Origin of the sequence: Micromonospora sp. KLBMP9576 (genome assembly GCF_050941805.1) — a bacterium.
Taxonomy (GTDB): Bacteria; Actinomycetota; Actinomycetes; order Mycobacteriales; family Micromonosporaceae; genus Micromonospora.
Genome location: NZ_CP194567.1, coordinates 2,430,352 through 2,443,300 on the forward strand (window position 1 = coordinate 2,430,352; position 12,949 = coordinate 2,443,300).

Consider the following 12,949-nt stretch of genomic DNA (forward strand, 5'->3'; position numbering starts at 1 on the left):
CGCGTTCCTGGATGGCATCATCAGGCGTCCCCCTTTATCGAGGAGCGTCCATGAAACGAAGAGTCCTGACCGCCGGCGTCGCGTTGGCCGTGCTCACCGGCGCGGCGACGCTGGCCGGCGTGCCGGCGTCGGCCACACCGGCGGGGTCCGCCGCCGCACCCGCGCCGGCCGCGCAGTCCCTGGCCGCGCCGGACATCGCGGTGGCGAACGTCCAGGGCCACCTCACGCAGCTGCAGACCATCGCCACCCAGAACGGCGGCAACCGTCGGGCCGGCAGCGCCGGCTACACGGCCTCCGTCGCGTACGTCAAGACGAAGCTCCAGGCCGCCGGGTACACGGTCACCGAGCAGGTCTGCACCGACTGCACGTACCGGTCGAACAACCTGATCGCCGAGTGGCCGGGCGGCCCCGCCGACCAGGTCGTCATGTTCGGCTCGCACCTCGACGGCGTCTCCGCCGGACCGGGCATGAACGACAACGCCTCCGGCTCGTCGGCGCTGCTGGAGAACGCGCTGGTGCTGGCCCAGCAGAACCCGACCATGTCCAAGCGGGTCCGCTTCGCCTGGTGGACCGACGAGGAGCAGGGCCTCAACGGCTCGGACTTCTACGTCCGTTCCCTCACCACCGCCCAGCGGGGCTACATCAAGGGCTACTACAACTTCGACATGATCGGCTCCGTCAACGGCGGCTACTTCATCAACCGGATCACCTCGGCCACCGCCGCGCCGCTGAAGGCGTACTGGGACTCGCTGAACATCCAGCCGGAGGAGAACGTCGAGGGCCAGGGCCGCTCCGACGACTACCCGTTCGCGCAGGCCGGCATCCAGACCTCCGGGTACGCCTCGGGCGCCAGCGCCCGCAAGACCGCGGCGCAGGCCACCAAGTGGGGCGGCACGTCCGGCTCGGCGTACGACCCGTGCTACCACCGGGCCTGCGACACCACCTCGAACGTCAGCGCCACGGTGCTCAACCGCAGCGCCGACGGGATCGCGTACGCCATCTGGCAGACCGCCGTGGGCACGGCCACCAACGACTTCTCGGTCGCGGTGAGCCCCGCGTCGGGCTCGGTGCAGCGGGGCGCGTCGACCACGGCGACGGTGAGCACCGCCACCACCGGCGGCACCGCCCAGACGGTCGGCCTGTCGGCCAGCGGCGCGCCGGCCGGGGTGACCGTGTCGTTCAGCCCGTCGTCGGTCACCTCCGGCGGCTCCGCCACCATGACGGTGAGCGCGTCGGCGTCGGCCCCGGTGGGCACCTTCACCGTCACGGTCACCGGCGCGGGCTCCGGCGGGCTGTCGCGCTCCGCCAGCTACACGCTGACCGTCGGCTCGACCGGCGGCTGCGCGGGCGGCCAGGTGATCGGCAACGGTGGGTTCGAGAGCGGGACGGCGCCGTGGACGGCGTCGACGGGCGTCATCACCAACAGCAGCGCCCAGCCGGCGCGCACGGGCACGTACAAGGCGTGGCTGGCGGGCAACGGCTCGACGCGTACGGAGACGTTGTCGCAGTCGGTGACGATCCCGGCGGGTTGTGCCTCCTACACGCTGTCGTTCTGGTTGCACATCGACACGGCGGAGACGACGTCGAGCCGGATCTACGACCGGCTCGTGGTGCAGCTGGGCACGACGACGCTCGCGACGTACTCGAACCTGAACGCGGCGGCGGGCTACGCGCAGCGCTCGTTCAACGTGGCGGGGTACGCGGGGCAGACGGTGACGGTGACGTTCACCGGCACGGAGGACTCCTCGTTGCAGACCAGCTTCGTCGTCGACGACGTCACCCTGCAGGCCAGCTAGGCGCCAGCCGGGTCGGGGCGGTCAGCCGTGCTGGCCGCCCCGCTCAGGTGACCGGCAGGCCCTTCGTGCCGGCGCCCTTGACCGACCTCGTGAGGTGTCGGTCGCTGACCCAGAGGAAGCACTGCACGCCCCGGTTGCCGTCGCGCCACTCCCGCTCGTACGGGTGGTAGAAGATCGAGCCGGCCCGGTACTGGAGGTTGCCGTCGTCCGGCACCTTCGCGTACCTCGCGATCAGCGTCCGGCAGGCCCGGTGCACCTTGCGGTTGTCACGGCTGAAGGTGTCGTAGCTGGTGTCGGGGGACCGCCAGACGCCGACGAACTCGGCGCGGTGCCTGCTGGTGCAGGCCACCGGCACCATGTCCTGCACGTCGTCGGAGCGCATCCGCGGGTCGAAGCAGCGGTGGGCGAGCGGGGCGGCGCCGCTCAGCGCGCCCTTCAGGCTGCCCGTGCGGGTCTTCGGGGCGGCCTCGTCGAGGCTGGTCTGTTCGCTGAGGTCGCAGCGGAACCAGCGGGCGCCGCCGCCCCACGCCCGCGGCGACGGCAGCACCACGCCCAGCCCGAGACGCCCGGTACGCCAGTCGCCGCCCAGCGTCTCCTCGACCTTCGCGTCGCACTCGGCGCGGGCGGCGCGCATGCCGGCGGAACCGGCGGGCGGGGGCGTGCCAGGTCGCGCCGCCGCTCCGCTCAGCACGCCGACGTGCGCCGTCTCCGTGCGGTGCGGCAGGGCGCAGTCCACGGGCTGGTAGGCGGCGAGGTAGCCGACGTCCTGCACCGTGCTGTGGCAGACCCCGGCAGCGGGGACGAAGGCCCGCGGCGCGGCGGGTGCCGGCCAGTCGTCGGTCAGGTCGCGGTCGGTGCCGGCCGGGGCGGCGCCGCAGCCGGCGAGCGCCAGGGCCGTCACCGCGCCCACCGTGGCCGCCGTGAACCACCGTCGCATCCCGACCTCCCGCCGTCCGTGGGCCGCGCCCGGGGCTGTCGGCGCGGCGGTCCCGCCGGCGCGGCGGCAGCCGGACCCGGTGCGGCAGCATACGACACCACCGCCGTCCGCGGTCGCCGTCCGCGTTCGTACACTGGCCCGGTGACCGTGACCGTACCGCCGCCGATCGTCGCGCCCAGCATCCTCGCCGCCGACTTCGCCCGACTCGCCGAGGAAGTCCGCGCCGTCGAGGGCGCCGCGGACTGGTTGCACGTGGATGTCATGGACAACCACTTCGTGCCCAACCTGACCATCGGGCTGCCCGTGGTGCAGAGCCTGCGGGCCGCCACCGAACTGCCCTTCGACGTGCACCTGATGATCGAGGATCCGCGCCGGTGGGCGCCCGGGTACGCCGACGCCGGGGCCTACAACGTCACGTTCCACGCCGAGGCGTGCGACGACCCGGTGGCCCTGGCCAAGGACCTGCGCTCCGCGGGGGCCAAGGCGGGGCTGGCGATCGACCGGGACACCCCGATCGAGCCGTACCTGGAGCTGCTGCCGAGCTTCGACACGTTGCTGATCATGACCATCAAGGCCGGTTTCGGTGGGCAGCGGTTCGTCCCGCAGCTGCTGGACAAGGTGCGTACGGCCCGCCGGCACGTCAACGCCGGCCACCTCGAGCTGCGCATCGAGGTCGACGGCGGGATCGCCGCCGACACCATCGAGCAGGCCGCCGCGGCCGGTGCCGACGCCTTCGTCGCCGGCACCGCCGTCTACGGCGCCGACGACCCCGCCGAGGCCGTCCGGAAGCTACGGGCACTCGCGGAGCGCGCCGCCCCCGGGGCCTGACGTGGAGCCGGCCGACGACCGCAAGGACGTCATTCTCGTCGTCGACGACGACGAGGACATCGCGCGTTTCGTCGGGTTCAACCTCCGCCTGCACGGTTTCGACGTGATCCACGCCAGCGACGGGCAGGAGGCGCTCGAGGTGATCGAGCGGCAGCGGCCCGACCTGGCGGTGGTCGACCTGATGATGCCGCGCGTCGACGGGCTGGAGCTGACCCGGCGGCTGCGCGCCGATCCGATGACCTCGGCCCTGCCGGTGATCATGTTGACCGCCAAGGGCATGACCGTCGACAAGGTGCACGGGCTCAGCGCCGGCGCCGACGACTACCTGGTCAAGCCCTTCGACACCGCCGAGCTGGTCGCCCGGGTCAGCTCCACGCTGCGGCGCAACAAGGAGTTCCGGGAGGTCTCCCCGCTGACCGGGCTGCCCGGCAACAGCCGGATCCGGCGGGAGATCGCCGACCGGGTCCGCAACGGCGTCGACTACGCCGTCGGCTACATCGACATCGACCGGTTCAAGAGCGTCAACGACCGGTACGGCTTCGTCCGCGGCGACGACTTCATCTCGGCCCTGGCCCGCAGCCTGCACCGGGCGGTGGTCTCGGTGGGGCTGCCGCCGGCCTTCCTGGGCCACGTCGGCGGCGACGACTTCGTCATCGTCTGCGCCCCGGAGCAGGTCCGGCCGCTCACCTCCCGGGTCTCCGCGGACTTCGAGAAGGCCGCCGACTCGCTCTACGACCCGGTCGACGCCGCGCGCGGCTACGTGGAGCTGAAGGACCGCCGGGGCAACATCCGGCGGGCCGCCCTGGTCACCCTCTCGATCGGCGTCTCCCTCTCCGACTCCGGCAAGCGCTTCACCGACCCCCTGGAGGCGATCGCGGTCGCCTCCGAGATGAAGACGGTGGCCAAGAGCCAACCCGGCTCGTACGTGGCGGTGGACCGGCGGCGCGGGGTCACCTGATTCGTGCGCAGTTGCTGTGAAGTACCTCGCCCGGCTGGCGCCACCCCCCGTGTGGCGTGTAAGACTGCCCGTGTACCCACCACGCGCTGGCGGGACTCGGTGTAATTCCGAACCGGCGGTGATCCACGGCGTGACCGTGGTAAGCCCGCGACCCGGTCGGCCTCGTGCCGCCCGGTGGACCTGGTGAGAATCCGGGGCCGACGGTTGGGAGCGGGAGACCCCGCCCCCAGACAGTCCGGATGGGAGACAGCGCGCGGGACGGAAGGGCCCTGCCCGACCGCTGGCTTCAGCGTGTCGTGCGCGCCCCCGGGGGCGGCCGTGCCGTACCCGGACATCCGCCGCCGCCCGCTCGCGGCCTGTGCCGTTGCCTCCCGTGCCGCCGCGCGTCGACCGGCGAGTGAGAGGGCAGGGCATGTCCGGCGTCTCCGTCGACGAGGCGATGCGCCGCGCGGTCGAACTCGCCGCGCGTGGTCTCGGCACGACCAGCCCCAACCCGGTGGTCGGCTGCGTGCTGCTCGACGCCGCCGGGCAGGTGGTTGGCGAGGGGTTCCACGCCTACGCCGGCGGACCGCACGCCGAGATCGTCGCGCTCGCCCAGGCGGGGGAGCGGGCCCGCGGCGGCACCGCCGTGGTCACCCTGGAGCCCTGCGACCACACCGGCCGCACCGGCCCGTGCAGCACCGCGCTCGTCCGGGCCGGCGTCGCCCGGGTGGTCATCGCCGTGCCCGACCCCAACCCGCTCGCCACCGGGGGCGCCGCCACGCTGCGCGCCGCCGGGGTCCAGGTCGACACGGGGGTACGCGCGGGCGAGGCGGAGGCCGGCAACATCGCCTGGCTCACCTCGATGCGCCGGGGCTGGCCGTACGTGATCTGGAAGTTCGCGGCGACCCTGGACGGCCGGTCGGCGGCGGCCGACGGCACCAGCATGTGGATCACCTCCGAGGCCGCCCGGATGGACGTGCACGCGCTGCGCGGCACCGTCGACGCGGTGCTCGCCGGGGTGGGCACGGTGCTCGTCGACGACCCCCGGCTCACCGCCCGCAACCTGCGTGACGGCTCCCTCGCCATCCGGCAGCCGCTGCGCGTGGTGGTGGACTCGACGGGGCGTACGCCGGCCGGGGCCCGGGTCCGCGACGGCGCGGCCCGCACGTGGATCGCCACCGCGGCGGAGGTCGGCGCCGGGCCCGACGGCCGCGTCGACCTGCCGGCGCTGCTCGCCGCGCTGCACGGGCGCGGGGTGCGCGCCGCGCTGCTGGAGGGCGGCCCGAGACTGGCCGGCGCCTTCCTGGCCGCCGGCCTGATCGACAAGATCGTCGGCTACGTCGCGCCCCGGCTGCTCGGCGCCGGCCCGACCGCCCTGCTCGACGCCGGGGTGGGCACCATCGCCGAGGCCATCGACCTGGAGTTCGTCGACGTCACGCAGGTCGGCCCCGACCTGCGGATCACCGCGCTGCCCCGCAAGAGGGAGGGCTGACATGTTCACCGGCATCGTCGAGGAGTTGGGTGAGGTCGTCGGGATCACGCAGACGGCGGGTGACTCCGCGCTGGTCGCGGTCCGCGGCCCGCTGGTCACCTCCGACGCCCGGCACGGCGACTCGATCGCGGTCAACGGCGTCTGCCTGACCGTGGTCGACGTCTCCGCCGGGACCTTCACCGCGGACGTGATGGGGGAGACGCTGCGCCGCAGCGCGCTGGGCGCGCTGCGCGCCGGCGACCCGGTCAACCTGGAGCGGGCCGCCACCCTGGGCAGCCGCCTCGGCGGGCACCTCGTGCAGGGCCACGTCGACGGCGTCGGCGAGGTGCTCGCCCGGGAGCCGGCCGCGCAGTGGGAGACCGTCCGGTTCCGGCTGCCCGCCGCCCTGGCCCGGTACGTGGTGCAGAAGGGCTCGATCACCGTCGACGGCGTCTCGCTGACCGTCTCCGGCGTCGGCCAGGACTGGTTCGCGGTGGGGCTGATCCCGACCACGCTGAAGCTGACCACCCTCGGCGCCCGGCGCGTCGGCGACCCCGTCAACCTGGAGGTGGACGTGCTCGCCAAGTACGTCGAGCGGCTGCTGGACGCGCGGCTCGCCGACCCGGGGGCCGACCCCGCCGACCCGCTCTGGCAAGCGCCGGAGGCGGGCCCTGCGGACGCCGCCGCGACGGAGGCGGCCTGATGGGCCCCCTCGGCTGGCTGCTCGACGCCCAGGTGAGCGTCGCCGGTTCGCCGGTGCTCCTGCGGGAGGTCGTCGGCAACGGCTTCGGGCTGGCCTCCGCCATGTTCGGCGTGCGCCGCCTCGTCTGGGCCTGGCCCGTCGGCATGGTCGGCAACGCGCTGCTGTTCACCGTCTTCCTGGGTGGCGTCTTCGCCACCCCGCAGGCGCACGACCTCTACGGGCAGGCCGGCCGGCAGGTCTTCTTCTTCTCGGTCAGCGTCTACGGCTGGTGGCGCTGGTCGCGCCAGCGCCGCCACGGCGACGGGGTGGCGGTGGCGCCGCGCTGGGCCACCGGGCGGGAACGCCTCGGCCTGCTGGTGGCGGCCGGGCTCGGCACCGCCGCCGCGTACCCGGTGCTCGCCGCCCTGGGCTCCTGGGGGCCGCTGCCGGACGCCTGGATCCTCACCGGCAGCCTGCTGGCCACCTACGGCATGGCCCGTGGCTGGGTGGACTTCTGGCTGATCTGGATCGCCGTCGACGCGGTCGGCGTGCCGCTGCTGCTGCGCGGCGGGTTCTATCCCTCGGCCGCCATGTACCTGGTCTACGGCGCCTTCTGCGCCTGGGGCCTCGCCGCCTGGTGGCGCACCTCGCGGGCCGCCCGTCCGGCGCCCGCCCCGATCCCGTCGACCTACTCGGAGGCCGTGGCATGAGCGAGCGAACCAGCAGGCGCGGCACGCGGCGGAGCGGAGCGCCGGCGTGACCACCTTCGCGAGCATCGAGCAGGCGGTGGCGGACATCGCCGCCGGCCGGCCCGTCGTCGTGGTCGACGACGCCGACCGGGAGAACGAGGGAGACCTGATCTTCGCCGCCGCGCTGGCGACGCCGGAGCTGCTCGCGTTCATGGTGCGGCACACGTCCGGCTACATCTGCGCGCCGCTGACCGAGAGCGAGTGCGACCGGCTGGACCTGCCGCCGCAGCACCACACCAACCAGGACCGGCGCGGCACCGCCTACACGGTGACCGTGGACGCCCGGGAGGGGATCAGCACCGGCATCTCCGCCGCCGACCGGGCGCACACCATCCGGCTGCTCGCCGACCCCGGCACCGGCCCGGCCGACCTGGCCCGACCCGGGCACGTGGTGCCGCTGCGCGCCCGCGCGGGCGGCGTGCTGCGCCGGCCCGGGCACACCGAGGCGGCGATCGACCTGACCCGGCTGGCGGGGCTGCGCCCCGCCGGCGTGCTCTGCGAGCTGGTCAACGACGACGGCACGATGATGCGGGTGCCCGACCTGGAGAAGTTCTGCGCCGAGCACTCGCTGACCCTGATCACCATCGCCGACCTGGTGGCGTACCGGCGGCGGACCGAGAAGCAGGTCGAGCGGGTCGCCGACACCCGGATGCCCACCCGCCACGGCGTGTTCCGGGCGCTGGGCTACCGCAGTGAGCACGACTCGGCCGAACACATCGCCCTGGTGGCGGGTGAGATCGGCGACGGGCGGGACGTGCTGGTGCGGGTGCACTCCGAGTGCCTCACCGGGGACGTGTTCGGCTCGGTGCGCTGCGACTGCGGCCCACAGCTCGACGCCGCGCTGGACCGGGTCGCCCGGGAGGGCCGCGGCGTGGTGCTCTACGTGCGCGGGCACGAGGGACGCGGCATCGGGCTGCTGCACAAGTTGCAGGCGTACCAGCTCCAGGACGAGGGCCGCGACACGGTCGACGCGAACCTCGACCTGGGCCTGCCGGCCGACGCCCGCGACTACGGCACCGGCGCGCAGATCCTCTACGACCTCGGGGTGCGTTCGATGCGGCTGCTGACCAACAATCCGGCCAAGCGCGCCGGCCTGGAGGGCTACGGGCTGACCGTCACCGGCCGCGAGGGGCTGCCGGTGCGCCCGCACCCGGAGAACGTGCGCTACCTGCGCACCAAGCGGGACCGGATGGGACACCTGCTGGAGGACCTGGACGAGGTGACCGAGGCCCCGATGGGCCGGCCGGTCCCCGGCGACGAGATCGGAGCGTAGACGTGGCGGGTTTCGGGGAACCGGGCGTGACGGCGGTCGACGCCGCCGGGATGACCGTCGGCGTGGTCGCCGCGCGGTGGCACGGCGAACTCACCGACCACATGCTCGACCGGGCGGTCGCCGCCGCCGAGGCGTGCGGGGCGCGGGCGGTCACCGCCCGGGTGGCCGGCTCGGTCGAGCTGCCCGTGGTGGCGCAGGCACTCGCCCGGCGCTGCGACGTGGTGGTCGCGCTCGGCGTGGTGGTCCGCGGGTCCACGGCCCACTTCGACTACGTCTGCCGCTCCGTCACCGACGGGCTGACCCGGGTGGCGCTGGACGAGGGCAAGCCCGTCGCGCACGGCGTCCTCACCGTCGACACCCTCGCGCAGGCCCGGGACCGCGCCGGGCTGCCGGGCTCGGCGGAGGACAAGGGCTGGTCGGCCACCGTCGCCGCCCTCGACGCGGCCCTGGCCATCCGCGCCCTCGCCAGCAACGCCCAGCGGGTCGGCTTCGGCGGCTGACCCGGCGCGCGCACACCCGCGCCCGCCCCGCGGACCCGCAGGCCCGCGCGCCCGCGCCCGCCCCGCGGACCCGCAGGCCCGCGCGCCCGCGCCGGGGCCTGCGGGCCGGCCCGTGCGCCGAGTCAGACCCGGCGCACGGGGGCCGTCGGGGCGGCTGGAACAATCGCGGCGTGAAGACGTTCGAGGAGTTGTTCGCCGAGCTGCAGGCCAAGGCCGCCGCGGGCACCCCCGGCTCGGGCACGGTCGCCGCGCTCGAGAAGGGCGTGCACTTCATCGGCAAGAAGGTCGTCGAGGAGGCGGCCGAGTCGTGGATGGCCGCCGAGCACGAGGGGCCGGAGCGCACCGCCGAGGAGATCTCCCAGCTGCTCTACCAGATCCAGGTGCTGATGCTCGCCAGCGGTCTCGACCTGAAGGACGTCTACCGACATCTCTGAGTGCGCCCGTCGTTGATCAGAATCGATCGAAGGAGCACTCCGTCATGCTGCGTGTCGCCGTACCCAACAAGGGGGCCCTGGCCGAGAAGGCCGCCCAGATGCTGCGCGAGGCGGGCTACCGCCAGCGCACCGATCCGAAGGACCTGGTCTGCCGGGACGAGTCCAACGCCGTCGAGTTCTTCTACCTGCGCCCGAAGGACATCGCCACCTACGTCGGCTCCGGCGACCTCGACATCGGCGTCACCGGCCGTGACCTGCTGATCGACTCCGGGGCGCCGGCCGAGGAGGTGGTGGACCTCGACTTCGGGCGGGCCACCTTCCGCTTCGCCGCCCGCCCCGAGGACGTCGACGACGTACGCGAGCTGGGCGGGCACCGGATCGCCACCGCGTACCCGGGGCTGGTCCGGCGGCACCTCGCTGAGCTGGGCGTCGAGGCCGAGGTGATCCGCCTCGACGGCGCGGTGGAGAACGCCATCCGGCTCGGTGTCGCCGACGTCGTCGCCGACGTCGTCGAGACCGGCACCACGCTGCGCCAGGCGGGGCTGGTGGTCTTCGGCGAGCCGCTGCTGCGCTCCTCGGCGGTGCTGGTCCGTCGCGCCGCCGCCCCGGCCGACCCACGGGCCGCGCAGCTGCTGCGTCGGCTGCAGGGCGTGCTGGTCGCCCGCCGCTACGTGATGCTCGCCTACGACGTGCCGGCCGGCCTGCTCGACCGGGCCAGCTCGCTGACCCCCGGCATCGAGTCGCCGACCGTCTCGCCGCTGCACCGCGAGGGCTGGGTGGCGGTGCAGGCGATGGTGCTCAGCGACGACGTGCACCGGATCATGGATGAGCTGTACGACCTCGGCGCCCGCGCCATCCTCGTCACCAACATCCACGCCTGCCGGTTGTGAACCACCGGCCCGGGGCGGGCACCCCGGTCCCGGCAGGGCGCGGCCTGCCGCCCTGGGTGGCGCTGGGCGTGGTCACCCTCGCCGGCGTCGCCTCGGCGGCGCAGGGCGCGGCCAACGCGGAGCTGGGTGAGCGGGCCGGCAACGCCACGCTGGGCGCGGTGGTCAACAACCTCGGCGGGGCGCTGCTGGTGGGCCTCGGCGCGCTGGCGCTGCCGTCGGCGCGTACGGGCCTGCGGGCGCTGCGCCGGGCCGGGCTGCCCTGGTGGGCGTACCTGGGCGGGCTCGGTGGCGCGGCCATCGTGCTGCTCGGCGCGTACGTCGTGCCGGTGCTCGGGGTGGCGGTCTTCACCATCGCCCAGGTCGCCGGGGGCAGCCTGGGCGGGCTGGCCGCGGACCGGGCCGGGCTGGCCCCGACCGGGCGGCTGGCACTCACCCGGGCCCGGGTGGCCGGGGCGCTGCTCGGGGTGGCCGCCGTGGCGCTGGCCCAGCTCGGCCAGCCCGTCGGGGAGCTCGCCCTCGGCCTGGTCCTGCTGGCCGTGGCCGGCGGGCTGGGCGTCGCGTTGCAGTCCGCGCTGAACGCGCGGGTCGCCGCCGCCGGTTCCGCCGCCGCGGGGATGGTGGTCAACTTCGCCACGGCGACGCCGGTCGTGCTGCTGGTCGCGGCGCTGGCCGGCGCGTTCACCGGACCGGCCGCGACCTGGCCCCCCGACTGGTACCTCTACGTCGGTGGGCTGCTCGGCGTGGTCATCGTGGCGGCCCTGCTGGTCGCGGTTCCGGTCGTCGGGGTGCTGCGGACCGGGCTCGCCCTGGTCTCCGGGCAGTTGGGCGGCGCCCTGCTGCTGGACGCGGTGCTGCCGGGCGGCCCCGGCCTGCGGCTGCCGGTGCTCGCCGGGGCGCTGCTCACCCTGGCCGCCGCCCTCGTCGCCGGTCGGGGTTCGCCGGCGGCGGGGTCCCGGGCGGCCCCCGGCGCTGCGAAACGTGTGGCGCAGCGGGACCGGCCGGGAGCGGGTGGCAGACTGGTCGGGTGAGCGACATCGAGTTCGTCCAGCTCCGTCCGCACCGCATCCGGGCGGTCTGCTGGACCTCCGCTGCTGTCCTGTTCGTGGTGTTCGCCCTGGTGGCGACCTCGCTGACCGGCGCGACCGGCAACGGCTACGGCAGTTTCCAGCGGGGCGACCAGATCGCGATGGTGGGCCTCGGCGCGCTCGGGGCGCTCGTTCTGCTGATCTTCACCCGCCCCCGGGTGGAGGCGGACGTGCGCGGGGTGCGGGTGCGCAACCTCGTCGGCTCGTACGAGCTGCCGTGGGAGGTCGTCCGGGGGGTCCGCTTCGACCGGGGCGCCCCGTGGGCCAGCCTGGAGCTGTACGACGACGACCTGCTGCCGATGATCGCCCTGCAGGCCGCCGACAAGGAGCGGGCCGTCGAGGGGGTCCGTGCCCTGCGCCGGCTGCACCAGGCGCATCTGGCCCGGCTCGCCGAGGGCGCCTCCGGCCGCTGACCTGCCCACCCGGTTTGAGGGCGGTGAGGCGGGGGTGTAGTGTGGCGTAGTCGACCAGGCTGTCCGTGCGTGCACGTAGATGGCCATGAAAGAGGAGCGCCTGCTCCCACCCGAGTCGCCGCTACGGTGGCCGGGTCCGGTCACCGGTTCCGGGCATGTCCCGGTGCCGGGTGCGCGATCCTGTGATCGTGCCGACCGGTCGAGCGGGCCCTGGCATGTGCCGGGGCCTTCTGCTTTCCGGGTCGGCTCCCACCCGGGAGCCGCGGGGTCGGCCACACGGAGACTTTGACTCGAGGAGGCCCCATCAGCGTCGAACCACGCGTGAACGAGCAGATCCGGGCACGTGAGGTCCGACTGGTCGGCCCCGAGGGTGAGCAGGTGGGCATCGTCCCGCTGGAGCGCGCCCTTCAGCTGGCCGCGGACGTCGACCTGGACCTGGTCGAGGTTGCGCCGATGGCGCGCCCGCCGGTGTGCAAGCTCATGGACTTCGGCAAGTTCAAGTACGAGAGCGCACTCAAGGCGCGCGAAGCGCGGCGTAACCAGCAGCAGACCGTCATCAAGGAGATGAAGCTCCGGCCCAAGATCGACCCGCACGACTACGAGACCAAGAAGGGTCACGTGGTGCGGTTCCTGAAGGCCGGCGACAAGGTCAAGGTGACGATCATGTTCCGCGGTCGCGAGCAGAGCCGCCCGGAGCTGGGTTACCGGCTCCTGCGCCGGCTCGAGTCGGAGATCTCGGAGCTGGGGTACGTCGAGGCCGCTCCCAAGCAGGACGGCCGAAACATGATCATGGTGCTCGCGCCTCACCGCGCCACGAAGGCCGCCGCGGTCGCCGCGACGGCCACCCGGGGCGGGGCGAGGGAGCGGGACGCCGAGGGCGCACCGGTCGACGAGCCCGCAGTTGCCGGTGACACCGGCACGGTCGCCGACACCAGCGGCGCCTAACAGGGG

Annotated in this window: 14 protein-coding genes and 1 riboswitch; of the genes, 13 read left to right on the forward strand and 1 reads right to left on the reverse strand. The window is 74.3% G+C overall.

Annotated features, from left to right (window positions below; translation table 11 throughout):
- The first annotated feature begins 50 nt into the window (after positions 1 to 50).
- Positions 51 to 1,796 (forward strand): M28 family peptidase, encoded by a 1,746-nt coding sequence (locus ACQ452_RS10880; RefSeq protein WP_433392804.1) that lies wholly within the window; start codon positions 51 to 53, stop codon positions 1,794 to 1,796.
- 43 nt (positions 1,797 to 1,839) lie between these two features.
- On the opposite strand, the gene ACQ452_RS10885 is transcribed toward ACQ452_RS10880, so the two are convergent.
- Positions 1,840 to 2,733, reverse strand: a complete 894-nt coding sequence (locus tag ACQ452_RS10885) for a septum formation family protein (protein WP_433392805.1) — start codon at positions 2,731 to 2,733, stop codon at positions 1,840 to 1,842.
- Between the two features lie 147 nt (positions 2,734 to 2,880).
- On the opposite strand from ACQ452_RS10885, the gene rpe reads away from it, so the two are divergent.
- From rpe to infC, 12 genes are all read left to right on the forward strand, one after another.
- Positions 2,881 to 3,561, forward strand: a complete 681-nt coding sequence (gene rpe / locus ACQ452_RS10890) for a ribulose-phosphate 3-epimerase (RefSeq protein WP_433394091.1) — start codon at positions 2,881 to 2,883, stop codon at positions 3,559 to 3,561.
- The gene (locus tag ACQ452_RS10895) at positions 3,455 to 4,519 is read left to right on the forward strand and encodes a GGDEF domain-containing response regulator (protein ID WP_433392806.1); all 1,065 of its coding nucleotides are present in this window, start codon (positions 3,455 to 3,457) and stop codon (positions 4,517 to 4,519) included. Before rpe ends, ACQ452_RS10895 begins: the two co-directional genes overlap by 107 nt.
- Before the next feature lie 81 nt (positions 4,520 to 4,600).
- Positions 4,601 to 4,774, forward strand: a riboswitch (FMN riboswitch).
- 157 nt (positions 4,775 to 4,931) lie between these two features.
- Positions 4,932 to 5,993 carry a bifunctional diaminohydroxyphosphoribosylaminopyrimidine deaminase/5-amino-6-(5-phosphoribosylamino)uracil reductase RibD gene (gene ribD / locus ACQ452_RS10900; protein ID WP_433392808.1) on the forward strand — a complete coding sequence of 354 codons (1,062 nt, stop codon included), beginning with the start codon at positions 4,932 to 4,934 and terminating at the stop codon, positions 5,991 to 5,993.
- A gap of 1 nt (position 5,994) precedes the next feature.
- Entirely contained in the window at positions 5,995 to 6,675 is a 681-nt protein-coding gene (locus tag ACQ452_RS10905) for a riboflavin synthase (protein WP_433392810.1), read from the forward strand.
- Positions 6,675 to 7,364 carry a nicotinamide riboside transporter PnuC gene (pnuC, locus tag ACQ452_RS10910; protein ID WP_433392812.1) on the forward strand — a complete coding sequence of 230 codons (690 nt, stop codon included), beginning with the start codon at positions 6,675 to 6,677 and terminating at the stop codon, positions 7,362 to 7,364. The genes ACQ452_RS10905 and pnuC overlap by 1 nt, the downstream gene beginning before the upstream one ends.
- 46 nt (positions 7,365 to 7,410) lie before the next feature.
- Positions 7,411 to 8,676, forward strand: coding sequence for a bifunctional 3,4-dihydroxy-2-butanone-4-phosphate synthase/GTP cyclohydrolase II (locus ACQ452_RS10915; RefSeq protein WP_433392814.1), 1,266 nt, complete (start codon positions 7,411 to 7,413; stop codon positions 8,674 to 8,676).
- Between the two features lie 2 nt (positions 8,677 to 8,678).
- Positions 8,679 to 9,176, forward strand: a complete 498-nt coding sequence (gene ribH / locus ACQ452_RS10920; protein ID WP_433392816.1) for a 6,7-dimethyl-8-ribityllumazine synthase — start codon at positions 8,679 to 8,681, stop codon at positions 9,174 to 9,176.
- A gap of 170 nt (positions 9,177 to 9,346) precedes the next feature.
- Positions 9,347 to 9,610: a phosphoribosyl-ATP diphosphatase gene (locus ACQ452_RS10925; RefSeq protein WP_433392818.1), complete on the forward strand. Its 264-nt coding sequence runs from the start codon at positions 9,347 to 9,349 to the stop codon at positions 9,608 to 9,610.
- Positions 9,611 to 9,654: 44 nt separating this feature from the next.
- Positions 9,655 to 10,500, forward strand: a complete 846-nt coding sequence (gene hisG, locus ACQ452_RS10930; RefSeq protein ID WP_433392820.1) for an ATP phosphoribosyltransferase — start codon at positions 9,655 to 9,657, stop codon at positions 10,498 to 10,500.
- Positions 10,497 to 11,528 carry a DMT family transporter gene (locus tag ACQ452_RS10935; RefSeq protein ID WP_433392821.1) on the forward strand — a complete coding sequence of 344 codons (1,032 nt, stop codon included), beginning with the start codon at positions 10,497 to 10,499 and terminating at the stop codon, positions 11,526 to 11,528. The genes hisG and ACQ452_RS10935 overlap by 4 nt, the downstream gene beginning before the upstream one ends.
- Positions 11,525 to 11,998, forward strand: coding sequence for a PH domain-containing protein (locus tag ACQ452_RS10940; RefSeq protein ID WP_433392823.1), 474 nt, complete (start codon positions 11,525 to 11,527; stop codon positions 11,996 to 11,998). Before ACQ452_RS10935 ends, ACQ452_RS10940 begins: the two co-directional genes overlap by 4 nt.
- A 321-nt stretch (positions 11,999 to 12,319) precedes the next feature.
- A complete protein-coding gene (gene infC / locus ACQ452_RS10945; protein WP_433392825.1) occupies positions 12,320 to 12,943 on the forward strand; it encodes a translation initiation factor IF-3 in 624 nt (207 codons plus the stop codon).
- Positions 12,944 to 12,949 lie beyond the last annotated feature (6 nt).